The sequence below is a fragment of the Nocardia wallacei genome (genome assembly GCF_029869545.1).
GTDB classification, from domain to species: Bacteria; Actinomycetota; Actinomycetes; order Mycobacteriales; family Mycobacteriaceae; genus Nocardia; species Nocardia wallacei_A.
In genome coordinates this window covers 1-17,772 of sequence record NZ_JARWQD010000162.1, presented here as the reverse complement: position 1 = coordinate 17,772, position 17,772 = coordinate 1, and the positions used below count along the sequence as shown (strand labels likewise).

Sequence of the window (17,772 nt, the reverse complement as noted above, 5' to 3'; positions counted from 1 at the left end):
GTCAGGGATCCGTGCGGCACATGGGTAAATCCTGAGAATCAGCCCACGGTCACCGCGATCGAGGTGGTCTCGGTGCGTGCGGGCAGTTTGCCGGTGTCGACCTCGAGGATTTCGCCGGTGTCCTGGGTGCCGTCCGGCAGGGTCTTCGCCCGCAGTCCGAACGGCGGCCGCTCGCCGGTGCTACCGGCCAGGCCGAAATCGGAGTCGTTGGCGATGTAGAGCGTCCTGCCGCCGAAGGTTTCGTTCCCACCCCCCTGCCCTTCGGGCCCGCCCCCCATGGTCGCGACGCCCTCGATCTTGTCGTGACCGAAGAAGCCGCCGTCGGGGGCCAGGCCGTCGACGAGCCCGCCCAGATCGAGGTTCGACCGCTTGGTCACCGGGGTGATCGCGGCCCGCCGCAGCGCGGCCACGCCCTCGGCGGTGGGCACGGTGCCGACATGGGTCTCGAGGGGAATGCCGCCGACGAGCAGGCCGAGTTTCGGGTCGTAGTGTGCGCCGGGCACGGCCGCCCGCGGTCCCACATCGGTGGCGCCCGAGATGTCGATGGTCCACAGCTTCTTGCTCGCCTTCGGGGCGAGCTCGCCGTCTCGCTCGTCGACCACGAAGGTGGTGTCGCTCAATGCGGTGATCTCGGAGACGGCCAGTTTGCGCTTGGGATCCTCCAGCGGGTACACGAACTCCCCGACCGCCTTGGTCTTCAGATCGACGGTGACGATGCGGGTCATCGGCACCTCGCGCGCGGAGCCGACTCCCGGTGTCTGCAAACCACTTTGGACGATACCGACAAGAGTATTGCCGTCCGGGGTCACGGTCAGTCCCTCCATGCCCTGGTTGGGGGTGCGCAGCGAGAGTTCCTCCGGCAGACCGCTACCCGGGGCCAGCCGCTCCAATTCGGTTCCGGAGGCATCGAAATGCACCAGGAAGGGCCCGTATTCGTCGGAGACCCAGAAGGTTCCGTCGGGCAGCGCCACCAGGCCCTCGGTGTCGAGCCCGTGATCGGTGGGGGCGAGCAGATTACCGGCGAGGTCGCGGATCGTCTCGCCGGTCGAGGCGGCCGCGTCGATCAGCCCGTTGAACGGCACTCCCGCACGGTTTTTCAGCTCGATCGTCGATTTCAGCTCGGCGCGCGTGCCGGACAACCGGAACCGTCCGATCTTCGGAACGAAATCCGGTGTCGGAGTGAGCTTTTCATTCTTGTTCGGGCCGTCGACGTTCGGGCCGCGGTCGGTGAGCCCGTAGAACTCGCCGGGGGATCCGGGCACCGGGGTGAACGCGGAGCCGAATCCGCTGCCCTGCACGGTCGTTTCGCCGAAGCGGCCGAGCGGCGGGATGTCGGTGGTGTAGCGGCGCACCGCGTCGGTCGTGGTGATCGTGAGGGTGTCCGCGCCGGTGTAACCGGGGTCCGGGAGGTAGACCAGGGTGCCGTCGGCGCGGTGCTCGATCCGGCCGTGCTGCGGATCGGCGATCGCCACCGCGGTGCGGCCGCCGGTGCGAGCGAGCAGGTCCTCCGGTGAGATCTCCAGCGGCCGATCCGTGCCGGTGGTCAGGGCCTCCGGATCGCTCCCGGACGAGCAGGCGGCTGCTGCGCACAGCACGGCGGCCAGGGTTGCGGATCGGATACTGCGCTTGATTCTCACTCGCGTTACCTACCGTGGCCAGGGAACGGCTGGTTGACCGGCATCTGAACAGTTACCTCCCGGCGATCGATATCGGGCGGCGCGCCGCCGCCGCGATGAGTAGTGTCGCATTCGTGACCAGCGATGCACCGGAACTCAGCGAGCATCTGGCCCTGCTCGACACCGTCGACGCGGCCACGCAGCGCCTGCTCGACGCCGTCGACAAGCTGACCGACGCCGATGTGCCCGGTCCGTCGCTGTGCGAGGGCTGGACCCGCGGGCACGTCCTGGCGCACCTGTCGCGCAATGCCGACGGGCTGGTGAATCTGCTGCTGTGGGCGCGCACCGGCATCGAAACCCCGCAGTACGCAAGCCAATTCCTGCGCGATACCGATATCGAGATGGGCGCGCCCCGCCCGATCGCCGAGCAGCTCGACGACCTGCGCGCGGCCTCCGACCGCTGGCTGGCCCTGGCCCGCGCCATGCCCGCCGACCGCTGGCTCACCCCGGTGCGCACCCGGACCGGTAAGGAGCTCCCGGCCGCGCAGATCCCGTGGCTGCGGCTGCGTGAGATCGAAATCCACCACGTCGATCTGACGATCGGCTACCAGCCCACCGATTGGCCGGGCGAATTCGTCGCCCGGTTGCTGTCCGAGGTGGTCGCCGGACTGGACCGCGCCGCCACGGCGAACGTCCCGGCGGGCACCGAGGCTGTCACCTCCGAGTCGCCCACCTTCACCGTGAGGACCACCGACACCGGGTACACGGCGACCATCGGGCCAGCGCCGACGACGACGGTCAGCGGCCCGGCCGCCCTGCTCGTGGCCTGGCTCATCGGCCGTTCCGACGGCACGGGCCTCACGGGCGAGCTGCCCACCCTGCCCGACTGGCTCTAGCGTTTCCACCCGATGCCGCGGGTTCCGAGCGGCGGTCAGCTCCGCCGAAGTCCCGCAGGGTTGTTCGCGGTCTAGGACAGCTTCTGTTCGCTCTCGCAGGAGAATTCGCGAACATCGGCGGCGGTGATCTGCGCGGACAGCTCGTCGCCCGGGCCGTTGCCGCGGAACGCCTCCACCGCCGCGCGCGTGGTCCACCGCTCGTACACGTTGACGCGATCGAGTTCGAGGAGGTCGGCGCCGAGGCTGTAGTCCAGACAGCCCTCGGCCGCCCGTGCGGCCTCGACGACCGGGCGGCAGCGCGCGAGGTAGCGATCGCGGTCGGTGACACGCAGGTATCCGGCGACAATCAGCACACGGGCACTGTAGTCCGCGGTGGGCGGGCCGAAAAATCGGTGGCGGGCCCCCGGACCTGCTGGCAATCTGGGATGTCGTACCCCGATGCGAAGCTGTGTGATGCCCCGCCGCGTCGGGGGCGGGGTCAATCGTTGCGAACGACGAAGGGGGAGAAGCTGTGTCCGTCGCCCTGGCGGGAGCCTCGTCCGATACGGAGGCCGACAGTCCCAGACCCACTGTGCCGGTGCGTAATTCGGGGCGGGGTCCGCTGCGCCGGCTGTGGCCCGATATCCGGCCGTTCCGCCGCGTGCTGTACTTCGCCGCCGTATTGTCCGGGCTGGGGATGCTGTGCGACATCCTGCTCCCGGTGCTCACCGCGCGCATCGTCGACGGACCCATCGCCCGGCACGATTTCGGTGCGATCTGGTGGCCGCTGCTGCTGGTGATCATCCTGTCGCTGGTGAGCACGGCGACATCCTGGCTGCGCCGCTGGATCATCGCGCGCCCGGCCGCGCAGCTGGAGGTCGGCTTCCGCGGTGCGCTGTTCCGGCGGCTGCAGGTCCTGTCGGTCGGCGTGCACGACGGCATGGAGTCCGGGCAGCTGACCTCGCGCGCCATCACCGATATGTCCACGCTGCGCCGGTTTTTCGCCTTCGTGGCGCCGACCCTGGTCGCACTGTTGATCATGGTGATCGCGGGCGTGGTGATCCTGTTCGCGTTCGCCTGGCAGATCGGCCTGGTCGAGCTGTTGATCGCGGTGCCGATGGTGCTGCTGGCCCTGCGGTTCGAGCAGGAATACGGGCGGGCGTCGCGCCGAGCCCAGGACCAATCCGGCGATCTGGCCACCACCGTGGAGGAGTCGGCGCAAGGCATCCGGGTGCTCAAGGCGTTCGGCCGCGGCCCGTGGTTCGGTCAGCGGTTCCGGCGCCAGGCCCGCGAACTGCAGCATCTGGAAATCCACAAGGTGCGGCTGGCCGCGCGGCTGTGGACGGCGCTGAATACGGTGTCGGCGTTGGGCATCGCGGCTGCGCTCGCCATCGGCGGTTATCTGCTCACGGTGTCCGCGATGACGATGGGCACGCTGGTCGCGGGCATCAGCCTGGCCACCTATCTGCAATGGCCGATCATGGGTTTCGGATTTCTGCTCGCCGAGCTGAATCAGGCCCGCACGGCCGCGGAGCGGTACTGGGAGATCATCGACACCCCGGTGGAGATCACCGACCCCGCACATCCGGTCCCGGCGCCGCGCCCGCTGCGCGGCGAATTGCGCTTCGAGGGCGTGCGTTTCCGGTTCCCCGACGCCGAACGCGATCTGCTGCACGATATCTCGCTGCGGCTGCGGCCGGGGGAGACGGTCGCGGTGGTGGGCGCCACCGGCAGCGGCAAGTCGGCGCTGCTGGGGCTGGTGCCGCGGCTGTTCGACGCCTCCGAGGGCGCGGTGACGATCGACGGCGTCGACATCCGCTCGCTGCGGCTGTCGGAGCTGCGCTCGATCGTGTCGGTCGCGTTCGAGGATCCGGTGCTGTTCTCGGCGAGCGTGCGGGAGAACATCACGCTCGGTTACCCCGACGCCACCACCGAACAGGTCCGTGCCGCACTGGAAGTCGCCAGCGCCACCGAATTCGTCGACAACCTGCCGTGGGGTCTGCGCACCCGCATCGGCGAGCAGGGGCTGAGCCTGTCCGGCGGGCAGCGGCAGCGGCTGGCCCTGGCCCGTGCGGTGCTCGACCGGCAGGCACATCCGGGTGGCCACATCGTCGTGCTGGACGACCCGCTCTCGGCGCTGGATGTCACCACGGAGGAGCTGGTGCAGGCCCGGCTGCATGCCGCCCTCGCCGGTGCCACCGTGCTGCTGGTCGCCCACCGCCCGTCCACGGCCGCCTGGGCCGACCGCGTCGCGGTGCTCGACGGCGGCCGCATCATCGCCGACGGCCCGCACGAGCGGCTGCTGGAAACCAGCCCGCGCTACCGCGAACTGATGGGGGGTGAGGCCGATGCGGACGCGCCCGACGGGGCCGTGGATCTCGCGGCCCGCCGCTGAGCCGAAACCGACTACCGCCTGCGAGGGGAGGTGACGAACATGCCCGAAAATTCGGTGGCACAGCCGGATTCGCGAGCTCCCGACGCCGACGAAGGCTGGCGCGGCGTCGCCGCGGAGGAGACCGAGACCACCGACGCGGTGAACCTGGCGCTCGCGGCCCGGCAGCGACGGCTGCTGTGGTCGCTGGTGCGGCCGTACCGGCTGCTCGCGCTGGCGGCGCTGGCCCTGGTGCTGGTGGACAACGCCGCCATGGTGGCGGCGCCGCTGTTCGTCGCGCACGGGCTGGATGCCGGTGTGGGCCCGGCTATGTCGGGCGACTGGGTGCCCCTGATGGTCGCGGTCGCCGGTGTCGCGGGATGCGCGGTGCTGGGCGGGATCACCACGTTCCTGTTCGTGCGCATATCCGGCCGGTTGAGCCAGCAGGTCCTGTTCGACCTGCGGATGCGGGTGTTCACGCATGTGCAGCGGCTGTCGATCTCCTTCCACGAGAACTACACCTCCGGCAAGATCGTCGCCCGGCTGACCAGCGATCTCGAATCGCTCGAGGATCTGCTCGACCGCGCCCTCAACGACGCGCTGAGCGCCGTGCTGTCGGTGGTCACCATCGCGGCGATCCTGCTCTGGCTCGACATTCCGCTGGCGCTGGTGGTGCTGGCCGGATTCGTGCCGCTGGTCTATGTCACCCGCTGGGCGCAGCGGCGGCAGCGCGCGGGCTACCGGCGCACCCGCGGCGCCATCGCGAAGGTCGTCGTGCACTTCGTGGAGACGATGGGCGGCATCCGCGCGGTCCAGGCGTTCCGGCGCGAGGAGCGCAACGAGACCATCCTCGCGGTCGAGGACGACGAATACCGCGCCGCGAACGCCGGAGCGCTGCGGGGCATGGCGAGTTACATCGGCCTGGTGCGGCTGATCAGCAACGGCACCACCGTGGTGATTCTGCTCGTCGGCGCGTGGCGGGTCATCCACGGCCACACCGAGATCGGCGTGCTGGCCGCGTTCCTGCTGTATCTGCGGCAGTTCTACGGCCCGCTGGACGAGCTCGCGCAGGTGTTCAATTCCTATCAGTCCGCGGCCGCGGCGCTGGAGCGCATCTCGGGGGTGCTGGAGGAACGGCCGACCGTGCCGGAACCGTCCGCACCCCAGCCGATCGGCAGGCCCCGCGGTGAATTGCGGCTCGAGGACGTGCATTTCGAATATCCGGCTCGAAAAACTCAGGACGGACAGGAAACTCCGGAAAACCGCGCGGCCGTTCCGGTGCTGCCGCAATTCTCGCTGGTAATTCCGGCCGGACAGGTGGTGGCGCTGGTCGGGGCCACCGGTGCGGGAAAATCGACGCTGGCAAAACTCGTCGCGCGTTTCTACGACCCCTCCGGCGGTGCCGTCCGCCTGGACGGGGTGGACCTGCGCGACCTGTCCGATGCCGACCTGCGCCGCACCATCGCCATGGTGACCCAGGAGTCGTATCTGTTCTCCGGTTCGGTGGCCGACAACATCCGGCTCGGCCGGCCCGACGCCACCGACGCGGAGGTGCACGCCGCGGCCCGGGCGGTCGGGCTGTACGACTTCGCCATGTCGCTGCCCGAGGGGTTCGCCACCGACGTGCGCAAGCGGGGCGGGCGGTTGTCGGCCGGGCAGCGGCAGCTGGTCGCCTTCGCCCGGGTGTTCCTGGCCGATCCGGCGGTCATCGTGCTCGACGAGGCCACCTCCAGCCTGGACATCCCCGGCGAGCGCCAGGTGCAGCACGCGCTGGACACCGTGCTGCGCGACCGCACCGCGGTGATCATCGCGCATCGCCTGTCCACCGTGGCCATCGCCGACCGCGTCCTGGTGCTGGACAACGGCCGCATAGTAGAGGACGGCACCCCCGACCAATTGATCGCCGCCACCGGCCGTTTCGCGGCCCTGCACACCGCCTGGCGAGAGTCACTGGTGTGAGAGCCGGGCGGCACAGGGTGTGAGCGGCCCTGCGTGGCTGCGGCGGTCGTGACGCGGCGGAGACTGTGAGCGGACGCGCATGCCCGTGCCGGTCGTGAAGAGGTGCACACATGGTGCGTTTCGATGGGCCGGTGCGGGCAAACTCTGCGCGACATCCTCGGGTCGTCGGCCGGGGGCGGTTGGCCGCGTGCGCGATGGGCGTTGTTGGCCGGATGTTGGTGACGTGGGCAGGTGTGGGGAGCCGAATTCCGACTCGCGCGGTGCCGACAGCCGCGCCGATTTCACGGCGAGTGCCGGGATCAGATCGGCGTTCTCGATGGTTGGCCTTGTTTTCCCGGTGGTTGCCGGAATGTGGAAGGCCGGAGGGCGCACCCCGCGCCGGTGCCGCACGGCGCGCGGGCGGTCGGCCGCGCGTCACATACGGTAGAGGTGTGAGCAATCCAGCCCCGGGCAATTCGGCGGCCGCTGCGGCGAGTGGTGGCAGTGTGGACACGGCAGCGGCGGTGTCGCGCTGGCCCTCCATGCTCACCTGGCGGGCGCACAACGCGTCCCGCATGGAATCGGTGCGGGTCATCGTCACCGGGAACCGGATTCGCGCCTCGGGCCGGATCATCGCGGGGGACTGCGAGGACCATCCGGCCTTCAGCGCGTCCTACGACCTGGTCACCGACGAGAGCGGGGTGACCAAGCGGCTGTCGCTGCGCAGCGCCGTCGCGGCCGGGGAGCGGCAGGCCTCGATCGCGCGCGACGAGGAGAACTACTGGCTGATCGACGCGGGCGGCACGCACGTCCGCTCCACCTTCGGCGGCGCACTCGACGTCGACGTCGTGCTCAGCCCCTTCTTCAACACCCTGCCCATCCGCCGCTACGGTCTGGCGCATTCCGCCGGGGACGTGCAGGTCCCCGTCGTTTACGTGGGGCTGCCGGACCTGCTGGTGCAGGAGGCGAGCCTGACGTATTCCAGCGGTGCCGACGGGATCCACGTCCTGTCCCCGGTGTCGAGCGCCACGGTGACGGTCGACTCGGACGGCTTTCTCCTCGACTACCCGGGGCTCGCCGAACGCATCTGACGGCGCCGGAACGTACGTGGTCAGATGTCGAGGCCGCGTATGACACCGCCGCGCTGCCCGGCCTCCCGCAGTTTCTCCAGCCAGTCGTGGTCGCCCGGCCGGATTCCCGTGATCTCCCAGCGCTCGAGGGTGTCGTAGCGGTCTCGTTCGCTGTATCCGGCGTCGATCAGTTCGCCGAGTGCGCCGCGGGCCGCCAGATGGTCGCGGGCGTCGCCGAGCAGGCGGAGCATGTCGTCGAGAGCGTCCAGCAGAGCCGCCGAATTCGGTTCGCAGATGGCGCGCACCAGGTCGGGAGCGGTGGCCGCGACGCGGGTGCCGTCGCGGAAGGAGCCCGCGGCCAGGCCCAGCGCCAGGTCGCCGCCGCCCGCGCCGGTCACCGCCAGCGCCTCGGCCAGCACGTGCGGCAGATGCGAGATGCGCGCGACGGCCCGATCGTGTTCGGCCGCGACCACCGGCACCAGGTAGGCGCCGCAGTCCAGCGCCAGCCGCGCCACCCGCGTCCACGGCTCGGCCCGCGTGCCCGGATCGACGCCGATGGCCCAGGCCGCGCCCTGGAACAGCTCCGGCGTGGAGGCGGACCAGCCGGATTCGGCAGTACCCGCCATCGGGTGCCCGCCCACATAATGCGTGCCCAGCTCGTGTTCGTGGACCGCCGCGGCCACCGGCGCTTTCACGCTCACCACATCGGTGAGCGGGCATCCGGGGGCGCAAAATTTCACGTCGGACAGAATCGAATCGAGGGCGGGCATCGGCACGCCGACCACGACGAGCGCCTCGGTCGCGGCGGCCCGGCCGAGTACGGATTCGATATCGCCGTCGACGTCGAATCCGTCCGCGCGCGCGGCCCGCACGCCGAACTCCGAACGGTTGTATCCCCAGGCGTCATAGCCCGCGGCGACGGCGGCGCGCAGCACCGATCCACCGATCAAACCCGTTCCCAGCACACATACGGCTGATTTTCCGTCGCCCGTCACCCGATCAGATTCGCATACGACTTCAACATTTCCGCCCAAGCGGACTACCGTTGCGGCCATGGCAGCACAGCGCTCGAGCACGAACAGGGCGGCGTCGGACGATTATGACGATGTCGAAGGGTTCGCAGTGGCGGTTGTCCGCGAAGAAACCACATGGCGATGCAGTCCGCTCAGTCCCGCGGCACTGAACAGTTTGTCGGCGGCCGAACACGAACTGCGCGCGCTGCGCAGCACCGGCGCCGTGTTCGGACTGCTCGATGTCGACGACGAATTCTTCATAGTGCTGCGGCCCGCACCCACCGGCAGCCGCCTGTTGCTCTCGGATGCCACGGCCGCGATCGACTACGACATAGCTGAAGAAGTGCTCGAGGCATTGAATGTCGAGGTTCCCGATATCGATCCCGACGAGCTCGACGACATCGATCCCTGGGAGGAGGGCGACCTCGGCGTGCTCGCCGACCTCGGCCTGCCCGAACCGGTCCTGAGCGTGATCCTCGCCGAAACCGACCTGTACCCCGACGAACAGCTCGGCATGATCGCCCAGCGCCTGGGCTTCGCGGACGAACTGGCCGCCGTGCTGGACAAACTGCCCCGCTGAACGATGGCTGACATCGGGTCGATGCCGGGCGCTGGGACGATCCGGTCGCACCGGATCAGTGCCGGACATCGGACCTGCTCCGAACGGCAAGCTGAGCCGGACGTCGGGATGCCCGGCACCTACTCGGGCAATCCTCCGACTTACCTTCGACCGAGGCAGGGGCCTGGGACGATCCGAGTGCATCGAACCGACGCGGGACGCGGAGCCAACGATGGGCGTTGAGCCGCTGCCGGGCGGACCGGCGTTGCCGGTGCCGGGTGCCGGTGCGGTCTCGGGTGGGATGCGCTCCGATGCGGACATGATCCGTGCGGCGCTGTCGGCCGCCGCGGAGGCCGACCCGCGTGATGTGCCGGTCGGCGCCGTGGTGTTCGACGCCTCGGGCCGTGAGCTGGCCCGGGCGGCCAATGCCCGGGAGGCGCTCGGTGACCCGACCGCGCATGCCGAGGTGCTGGCGCTGCGGCGGGCCGCCGAGGCGGTCGGCGACGGCTGGCGGCTGGAGGGCACCACGCTGGCCGTGACGCTGGAACCGTGCACCATGTGCGCCGGTGCCCTGGTCCTGGCCCGCGTGGACCGGCTGCTCTTCGGCGCCTGGGAGCCGAAGACCGGCGCGGTCGGCTCCCTGTGGGACGTGGTCCGTGATCGTCGTCTCAACCACCGCCCCCAGGTCCGCGGCGGCATCCTCGAAACCGAATGCGCCGCAACACTGGACGCCTTCTTCCGCACCCAACGCCCCTGACCACCCCGCCCCCCGATTTCGAGATCCACCACCCCGTCCGGTAAAGTCACCGGCGGTGGCGTGTCCGAGCGGCCTAAGGAGCACGCCTCGAAAGCGTGTGAGGGGTAACCCCCCTCCGAGGGTTCAAATCCCTCCGCCACCGCCAGAGCCCCTGACTTGGACATGTCCGGTCAGGGGTTTCTCATTCGAGTCCCAGGTATCGAATGATCGTTGCGTCGAGCCGAGCCATATCCCGTTGACTCAGATATCCCACCGGCTCGCCTTTGAGGAAGTCCACGTCTATCGATCGAATCTGATCGACCAGCAAGCGCGTTGGCCTGCCATCTATTTCGACTTCCGGTCGGAACAGCGATGGTGCCGCGCCGGTCGACGTCGGCACCACTGTCACCATGGTCCAGTCGGTTCGCGAGAGGACGACGCCATATCGGCGGCCCCGTTGCTCATGACCATGCTTGGCCTCGCCGAGATCGATGCGATGGATCAAGCCGCGGATCACCAGGCATCCGGTTCATCGCCGAGGTTTTCGCCACTGGCGACGATCTTGTCGGCCTCGAGCTGCGCCTGCCGGTGCCAGCGTTCACTGTCGAGCACTCGCAGGGCGCGGCGCAGGACGTCGGAAGCTGTCTCGCCGGGCTCGGCAAGGTGCCGGACCAGTTCCTTGTCGGCCTCGGTCGCTCGGAAGGCGATAGTGCTCATGCGTCAAGTTTAACAAATGTTAAACGGTTCGCGTGGGTCTCGAACGGATCGGATGGCGAGCAATCGAAGTCCCACGAGGGCAACGTCGTGTGAGCAATCACGCGACTGCTACCGACGTTTCGAAAGCTGTTCGGCAGCAACGGTTCAAATCCCTCCGCCGTCTCGGCCGCATGGGGCAGCTACCAGACATGGACCGATCGTCGAATCCCCGTGGTCGTCTGCGAACCTGCCTGAGCCCCTGCGGAATTCACGATCCCGCGAGCGGCTCGACGGTCACGGCTCAGAGCTTGGGCGTGGGGTGCGCGGCGAGTGACGGCTCCGGCCCGGCGGAAGTGCCCCACGGTGGAATCGCGGGGTAGCGGCGGTCCCAGGCGGGGGACCGCCGAGGGGCGCGGACCGGCGGGGTGTTGCGCTCGGGCGGCGCCTGCGCGGGACCGGCGAGCTCGGTGAAGATGCGCAGGCCTTCGGCGACCTTCCCGGACATGACGTTGAGTTGTTCGGGGGACAGATTCGTGCTGGTCGCCGCGGCGTTGGCGAGGTGGTCGCGCACCTGTTCCAGCCACAGCTGCGCGAAGTGGATGTGGCGATCGAGAGGCATGCCGCCACAGTACGCCGATTCGAACATAAGTTCGATACCTATTTCTCCGTGTCGAGTTCCCCGGCGTAGATGGCGCGCAGACCGGCCGCGGCCAGCCCGGTGCAGTGGTCGACGAGGTCGGCCATCGGCAGGGTCAGGTGGCCCTCCTGCTTCTCCACGATGACCCGCTCGAGCATGCCGACCACCCCGTGCGCGAACACCTGCACCAGGACATCGGGCGCCGCGTCCGGCCGCGCGCGATGGGCGGTATCGGCGACCAGCCGGGTGAAGCGCCGCAGCGACTCCTGCATGTGCCGCTCGGCCTGCGGCCCGGCCCCGGCCGGTTCGGCGAAGACGATGCGCAGCTTGCGCCGGTCCTCGCCCAGTGCCTCCAGGAAGATGCCGATCCCGGCGCGCAGCTTCCGGGTGCCCGCCGCGGGCTCGGCCTCGACACCGGTGGCGACGGCGCCGTACAGCTCCTCGATGACCCGGTCGAATACGGCCACGAACAGTTCCGTTGTCCCGGTGAAGGATTCGTAGAAGTAGCGGTCGGTGACCCCGGCCTCCCGGCAGATGTCCTTGACCCCGGTGGCCTGAACGCCGCGCGTGCCGAACAGTTCGTATCCGGCGCGCAGCAGTTGCTCGCGGCGGGCGGCGATGCGGCTCGCGGCGTCGATGCCGCCGTACCGGCGACGTGGTCGCGGTCGCGCGCTCGGATCGCCGTCGTTGGGCACTGTGCCTCCATTCTCGTTGACTACCAGCAAGTTTCCCATTACGGCACGGCGGCGGTGGCGCTCTGGTAAATATGACGATCGTAATCGTCAGATTTGCGAGAGGTTTGTCGGGGTGTCGAAGGAATCTGGGGGACAACCACTGTCGCGACGCACGCTGCTGCGCGGAGCGGCCGCCGCGGGGGCGATCGGATGGGCAGGCGCCGGGACGGCGCAGGCGATGCCGGGCGGGCGGCGGCGAAACGGCCCGCCCCGCAACCGGGTTGCGGTGTTCGGGGCCGGAATCGGCGGCCTCACAGCGGCGCACGAGCTGGCCGAGCGCGGGTTCGAGGTCACCGTCTTCGACCGCAAGGAACTCGGCGGCAAGTCCCGCACGATCGGGCTGCCGGGCAGCGCCGATGGGGGCCGGGCGCCGCTGCCCGGCGAGCACGGCGCCCGCGGATTCACCTCCTTCTATCACCACGTGCACGACACGATGCGGCGAATTCCGGTGCCCGGCAACGCCAACGGCGTCTACGACAATCTGGTGCCGTTCTCGGTCGGCGACCCGCGCTACCCGCGCGCGAACAACCTGCCCGACGGCTTCCCGCTGATGTTCGGCTTCTATTTCGAGCCGCGGGAACTGCTCACCCCGCAGGGCTGGCAGCGCGTGCTGGTGGAGATGTTCCTGAACAACCACGCGGTGCCGGTGCCCGAGGCGATGTATCTGGCGAGCCGCTTCGTGGCCTACCTGACCTCCAGCGAGGAGCGCCGCCACGGCCAGTGGGAGCACACCAGCTGGTGGGATTTCGTCGGTGCCGCAACGCGTTCCGCCGAATACCGGGGGCTGGCCGCGACGGGGCTGACCCGCGCGCTGGTGGCCGCGAAGGAGACGATGGCGAGCGCCCGCTCGATGGGCAATATGGCCGAGGCGTTCCTGATCGCGTTGCTACAGGAGGCATCCGGCGGCCGGAAGGTGTACGAGGTGCTCAACGGGCCCACCAACGAGGTGTGGCTGGATCCGTGGATCTCGTTGCTGCGCAACCTCGGTGTGCGGTTCCACACCGGCCACGAGGTGCAGGGTTTCGATGTCGACGGCGGCGTCATCTCCGGTGCGCGGGTCCGCCGCCCGGATGGTTCGATCCGCGCGGTCGATGCCGATTGGTATGTCTGCGCGGTGCCGACCGACCGGGCCCGCGACCTCTGGTCGCAGGATATGCGGCAGCTGGATCCCCGGCTGGCCGCGATGGACGGCCTGTTCCTGGACTGGATGAACGGGCTGCAGATGTTCGTCACCCGCAAGCTGAATCTGGGCCGCGGCTACAACATCTACCTCGACGCGCCGTGGCGGCTCACCTCCTACACCCAAAAGGCTTTCTGGCCAGGCGATTACGCGGCGAGGTACGGCGACGGGAGGGTGCTGGACGGGCTGACGATCGATATCGCCGACTGGGATACCCCCGGCATCCTGTACGGCAAGCCCGCCAAGTACTGCACGCACGAGGAGATCTATCAGGAGACGTGGGCGCAGATGACCGCGGCGCTCAACGACGACGGCGGCGTGCAACTGCCCGAGGGCATCGTGCGGGAGTGGATGCTCGATCCCGGCATCACCTGGTCCGGCGGGCAGAACCACAACGACGAGCCGCTGCTGGTCAACACCATCGGCTCCTGGGACCGCCGCCCCACGGCCGCCACCGCGATCCCCAACCTCTTCCTGGCCGCCGACTACGTGCAGACCGATTTCGACCTGGCCACCATGGAGGGTGCCAACGAGGCGGGCCGCCGCGCGGTGGCCGCGATCCTGGACGCGTCCGGCTCTCCCGCCGCCCGTCCCCAGCTCTTCACCCGTGAGTCCATCCCGGCCCTGGAGCCCTTCCGCCGAGCCGATGCCGCCCGCTACCGGGCAGGCCAGCCCAACCTGTTCGACCTCGGCTAGTCCCGCGCCTGTCCGAAATCTTGCGTTTCGAGGGCTGTGGACCGGGTCTTGCGGGACGGTGGACATGATCATCGGTACCTTGGGAGCCGTGGACCTACGGATCTTCACCGAACCCCAGCAGGGCGCGACCTACGACGATCTCCTGCGCGTCGCGAAGGCGACCGAGGACGCGGGCTTCGACGCGTTCTTCCGGTCCGATCACTACCTGAAGATGGGCGGTGTGTCCGGGCTGCCGGGCCCCACCGACGCCTGGATCACGCTGGCCGGGCTGGCCCGGGAGACCTCCCGGATCCGGCTGGGCACGCTGGTCACCGCCGCCACCTTCCGGCATCCGTCGGTGCTGGCGATCTCCGTGGCGCAGGTGGACCGGATGTCCGGCGGCCGAGTCGAATTGGGCCTCGGGGCGGGCTGGTTCGAGGACGAACATCGTGCCTACGGCATCCCGCTGCCGGAGGTGGGCGAGCGGTTCGACCGGTACTCCGAGCAACTCGAGATCGTCACCGGCCTGTGGGAGACCATCGAGGGCGAGACGTTCAGCTACCTCGGCAAATACTACGAACTGGAGAACTCCCCGGCGCTGCCCAAACCGGCGCAGCGGCCCCGGCCGCCGGTGATCATCGGCGGCATGGGTAAGAAGCGGACCCCGGAGCTGGCCGCCCGCTTCGCCCAGGAGTTCAACCTGCCCTTCGTCGATTCCGCCACGGCCGCAGCGCAATTCGAGCGGGTCGCCGCGGCGGCGCGCGAGATCGGCCGTGACCCGGGCGAGATCACCTGGTCGGCCGCGCAGGTGCTGTGCGTGGGTCGCGACGATGCCGAGATCGCCCGCCGCGCCGCCGCCATCGGCCGCGAGGTGGACGAGCTGAAGCGCAACGGCCTGGCCGGGACGCCCGCCGAACTGGTCGACAAGATCGGCCGCTACCGGGAGGAAGCGGGCATCAGCCGCCTGTATCTACAGATGCTGGACCTGTCCGACCTGGACCACCTGGAGCTGGTCGCCGCAGAGGTCGCCCCGCAGCTGCGCTGAGTCCACGACATAGCCACCAGTAGTCATTTCCGGCCTACGGCCCCACGGGCACAGTGGGTTTCGGTTCGTCGGCGAGGTTCAGTTCCTTCAGGCGCGCGCCCTCCACGTCGATGTCCGGCACGATCTTGCTGAGCCAGTTGGGGATCCACCAGGCCCACTTGCCCATCAGGATCAGCAGCGACGGGATCAGCACCATCCGGACCAGGAAGGCGTCGAACAGCACGCCCGCGGCGAGCGCGAAGCCCATCGACTTCGCGGTGGTGTCGGCCTCCAGGATGAACGAGCCGAACACGAAGATCATGATGATCGCGGCGGAGGTGACCACTCGGGCGCCGTGGTGATAGCCCTTGATCACCGCCTCCTTCGGCGTCGCGCCGTGCACGAATTCCTCGCGCATGCGGGTAACCAGGAACACCTGGTAATCCATGGCGAGCCCGAAGACCAAGCCGATCAACATGATCGGCAGGAAGCTCACGATCGGCCGCGGATCGGAGATCAGCCCGAGCTTGCCGTCCTGGAAGATCAGCACGGTGGCGCCGAAGGTCGCGGCCATCGACAGCAGGAATCCGAGCGCGGCGGTCAGCGGCACCAGCACCGACCGGAACACCGCGATCAGCAACAGGAATGCGGCACCGGCGACGATCGCCAGATACGGCACGATCTTGCTGAGCAGGGCGTGGTCGACATCGGCGTAGATGGCCGTGGTGCCCGTGATGCCGTATTCGATGCCGTACTGCGCGTGCAGGGAACTCTCGGCATCGCGCGCGTCGCGGACGAGGTCCTTGGTGTCCTGGTTGTTGGGTCCGGTCTTCGGGACCGCGTTGAGCAGCGCACCCGCACCGTCCTGGCTGACCTGCGGTTCGGTCACGTAGTCCATGTCGGGATAGGCGGCCAGCTTGTCGCGCAGGGCCTGCACCGCGGCCTGCCGCTGCTCCGGCGGGACCCCGCTCAGCTCGGCGACCACCATCAGCTTGCCGTTGCTACCTTCGCCGAAACCCTCGGTGCGCAGGTCGTAGGCCTTCCGGACGGTGGTGTCGGCGGGCATGCTGTCCTCGCCGGGCAGCCCGAGCTGCAGATGCGTGGCGGGCCCGGCGGCCAGCGCCAGCACGATGATGCTCAGCACCAGCGCGACGGCCGGGGCCTTGCCGATGAGCTGCGCGACCCGCATGCCGTTGGTGACCGAACTGTCGTCCTCCGGATCGTGCTGGGCGATCACCGGGAGCTTCGGCTTGAACAGCAACCGCCCGAAGGCCCCGAGCAGCGCGGGCATCAGCGTGATCGCGGTGAGCACGGCGAACGCGGCCGCCAGCGCACCGCCCAGACCCATGAAGGTGAGGAAGCGGATGCCGACGATGCTGAGCCCGACCAGCGCGATGATCACGGTGCCGCCCGCGAAGACGACCGCCGCACCGGCCGTGCCCAGCGCCGTCCCCGCCGCCTGTTCGGCCGAATCCTGCACGGCCAGTTCGTGTTTGTAGCGGGAGACGATGAACAGCGCGTAGTCGATCGACAGCGCGATGCCGATCATCGAGGCGAGGAAGGTGGTGAAGCTCGGCACGTCCACGAACGACGTGCCCAGCATGATCACCGACATGGTCACGCCCAGTCCGACGATCGCGGTGATGATCGGGACGAAGGCGGCGACGATCGCGCCGAAGGCCACGATCATGACGATCAGGGCGAAGCCCATGCCGATCATCTCGGCCTTACCGCTGGGCTGCTGATTCTCCATCGCGATGGTGCCGTCCATCTCGACGGTGAGCCCGGCGGCGCGGGCGTCGTCGGCGATGTCGTAGGCGGCCTTGCGGTTGTCGGCCGTGACGTCGGTGAACTGCTTGATGGTGAACGGCACCGTCACCACCGCCACCGCATCCGGGTTGGTCGTGTTCAGCACGTTCAGCGGCGCGTTACTGCATTTGGAGGAGAACGCGTCGGAGTCGCGCTCGGGCGCCAGGCAGCCCATCTGCTCGGCGGCGGCGATCGGATCCTCCAGCGGCTTGCTGTGGTCGACGATGTCGAGGGTGCCGATCTTGGCGATCAGGTCCCGGACGGCCGCGTGATTCGCCCCGTCGGTGAGTTTCTGTCCCGCGGGCGCCGCGATGACGTAGGTACCGGTCACGGCGTCGAACTGGAACGCCTGGGACATGCCCGGGAAGTGCTTGTCCAGGATGTCGGTGGCCCGTTCCGACGGCAGGTTCGGGATGTTGAAGTCGTTGCTCATCGGCTCGCTGAGCTTGCCACCGAGGCCGCCGACGATGAGGAACAGCACGATCCATACGGGGAGCACGATCCATTTCCGGCGGAACGCGAACCTGCCCCAGCGGTACAGATATACGGACACGAGCGTCTCCTTGCGTCTGTGGGCCGTGCTGTTCGTTTGTCGAACCGGGTGCGGGCCGGTAGCCCGCCGTACACGAAACGCTCCGGCCACCGGCGCGACCGGGACAATTGCCGAGCTAGAGAACAACTGGTTCGAGTCTGCTGTGTTGTTGCTACAAGATCAAGCGTCTCCCCGGAAATGCCAAGCGGGCCCCCCCCCCCGCCCCGGGGGGGGGGGGCGCGGGGCCCCCCCCAAAACCCCCCCCGCCCCCGGGACCGCGGGGGGCGGGGTCAGGGGGGCGGGGGCG

General features: G+C 69.1%; 17 protein-coding genes and 1 tRNA gene. 10 read left to right on the top strand and 8 right to left on the bottom strand.

The genetic code is table 11. The features are described from left to right. Nucleotides 1-38: 38 nt before the first annotated feature. A complete protein-coding gene (locus QH290_RS13315) occupies nt 39-1,637 on the bottom strand; it encodes an esterase-like activity of phytase family protein (RefSeq protein ID WP_280383039.1) in 1,599 nt (532 codons plus the stop codon). A 113-nt stretch (nt 1,638-1,750) separates the two neighbouring features. Between QH290_RS13315 and QH290_RS13310 the strand changes: the two genes are divergently transcribed. Then, nucleotides 1,751-2,512, top strand: a complete 762-nt coding sequence (locus QH290_RS13310) for a maleylpyruvate isomerase family mycothiol-dependent enzyme (RefSeq protein WP_280266349.1) — start codon at nt 1,751-1,753, stop codon at nt 2,510-2,512. Nucleotides 2,513-2,583: 71 nt separating this feature from the next. On the opposite strand, the gene QH290_RS13305 is transcribed toward QH290_RS13310, so the two are convergent. Then, nucleotides 2,584-2,865, bottom strand: coding sequence for a putative quinol monooxygenase (locus QH290_RS13305; protein ID WP_280266348.1), 282 nt, complete (start codon nt 2,863-2,865; stop codon nt 2,584-2,586). Nucleotides 2,866-3,023: 158 nt separating this feature from the next. Here QH290_RS13305 and QH290_RS13300 point away from each other — a divergent pair, with 158 nt between their 5' ends. From QH290_RS13300 to QH290_RS13290, 3 genes are all read left to right on the top strand, one after another. Then, nucleotides 3,024-4,886: an ABC transporter ATP-binding protein gene (locus tag QH290_RS13300; RefSeq protein ID WP_280383037.1), complete on the top strand. Its 1,863-nt coding sequence runs from the start codon at nt 3,024-3,026 to the stop codon at nt 4,884-4,886. Nucleotides 4,887-4,925: 39 nt separating this feature from the next. Continuing rightward, nucleotides 4,926-6,821, top strand: coding sequence for an ABC transporter ATP-binding protein (locus QH290_RS13295; RefSeq protein WP_280266346.1), 1,896 nt, complete (start codon nt 4,926-4,928; stop codon nt 6,819-6,821). 521 nt (nt 6,822-7,342) lie between these two features. Continuing rightward, entirely contained in the window at nt 7,343-7,891 is a 549-nt protein-coding gene (locus QH290_RS13290; RefSeq protein ID WP_280266367.1) for a putative glycolipid-binding domain-containing protein, read from the top strand. Nucleotides 7,892-7,911: 20 nt separating this feature from the next. On the opposite strand, the gene QH290_RS13285 is transcribed toward QH290_RS13290, so the two are convergent. Beyond that, nucleotides 7,912-8,865, bottom strand: a complete 954-nt coding sequence (locus QH290_RS13285; protein WP_425303597.1) for a prephenate dehydrogenase — start codon at nt 8,863-8,865, stop codon at nt 7,912-7,914. A gap of 58 nt (nt 8,866-8,923) precedes the next feature. Here QH290_RS13285 and QH290_RS13280 point away from each other — a divergent pair, with 58 nt between their 5' ends. The 3 genes from QH290_RS13280 to QH290_RS13270 all read left to right on the top strand — a co-directional run bounded on the left by QH290_RS13280 (nt 8,924) and on the right by QH290_RS13270 (nt 10,344). Beyond that, entirely contained in the window at nt 8,924-9,463 is a 540-nt protein-coding gene (locus QH290_RS13280; protein WP_280266344.1) for a tRNA adenosine deaminase-associated protein, read from the top strand. 280 nt (nt 9,464-9,743) lie between these two features. Further along, the gene (locus QH290_RS13275) at nt 9,744-10,199 is read left to right on the top strand and encodes a nucleoside deaminase (RefSeq protein ID WP_280383084.1); all 456 of its coding nucleotides are present in this window, start codon (nt 9,744-9,746) and stop codon (nt 10,197-10,199) included. A gap of 54 nt (nt 10,200-10,253) precedes the next feature. After that, nucleotides 10,254-10,344, top strand: a tRNA-Ser gene (locus QH290_RS13270). Between the two features lie 36 nt (nt 10,345-10,380). On the opposite strand, the gene QH290_RS13265 is transcribed toward QH290_RS13270, so the two are convergent. Together QH290_RS13265 and QH290_RS13260 are read right to left on the bottom strand one after the other, a co-directional pair. Beyond that, nucleotides 10,381-10,695 carry a type II toxin-antitoxin system PemK/MazF family toxin gene (locus QH290_RS13265; protein WP_280383033.1) on the bottom strand — a complete coding sequence of 105 codons (315 nt, stop codon included), beginning with the start codon at nt 10,693-10,695 and terminating at the stop codon, nt 10,381-10,383. Continuing rightward, nucleotides 10,692-10,895, bottom strand: a complete 204-nt coding sequence (locus QH290_RS13260) for a hypothetical protein (protein ID WP_280383030.1) — start codon at nt 10,893-10,895, stop codon at nt 10,692-10,694. Before QH290_RS13260 ends, QH290_RS13265 begins: the two co-directional genes overlap by 4 nt. A 96-nt stretch (nt 10,896-10,991) precedes the next feature. Between QH290_RS13260 and QH290_RS38065 the strand changes: the two genes are divergently transcribed. Next, nucleotides 10,992-11,129 (top strand): nitroreductase/quinone reductase family protein, encoded by a 138-nt coding sequence (locus QH290_RS38065; RefSeq protein WP_425303598.1) that lies wholly within the window; start codon nt 10,992-10,994, stop codon nt 11,127-11,129. Nucleotides 11,130-11,175: 46 nt separating this feature from the next. Here the strand turns inward: QH290_RS38065 and QH290_RS13255 are convergent, their stop codons facing one another. Next, entirely contained in the window at nt 11,176-11,493 is a 318-nt protein-coding gene (locus QH290_RS13255) for a DUF6374 family protein (RefSeq protein WP_280266341.1), read from the bottom strand. 38 nt (nt 11,494-11,531) lie between these two features. Next, on the bottom strand, nt 11,532-12,206 hold the full coding sequence (locus QH290_RS13250; protein ID WP_280383028.1) for a TetR/AcrR family transcriptional regulator: 675 nt from the start codon (nt 12,204-12,206) through the stop codon (nt 11,532-11,534). Between the two features lie 112 nt (nt 12,207-12,318). Between QH290_RS13250 and QH290_RS13245 the strand changes: the two genes are divergently transcribed. Further along, nucleotides 12,319-14,121, top strand: a complete 1,803-nt coding sequence (locus QH290_RS13245) for a hydroxysqualene dehydroxylase (RefSeq protein WP_280383026.1) — start codon at nt 12,319-12,321, stop codon at nt 14,119-14,121. A gap of 88 nt (nt 14,122-14,209) precedes the next feature. Then, nucleotides 14,210-15,145, top strand: a complete 936-nt coding sequence (locus QH290_RS13240) for an LLM class F420-dependent oxidoreductase (protein ID WP_280383023.1) — start codon at nt 14,210-14,212, stop codon at nt 15,143-15,145. Between the two features lie 34 nt (nt 15,146-15,179). Here the strand turns inward: QH290_RS13240 and QH290_RS13235 are convergent, their stop codons facing one another. Then, nucleotides 15,180-17,486, bottom strand: coding sequence for an MMPL family transporter (locus tag QH290_RS13235; RefSeq protein WP_280383020.1), 2,307 nt, complete (start codon nt 17,484-17,486; stop codon nt 15,180-15,182). Nucleotides 17,487-17,772: the final 286 nt, after the last annotated feature.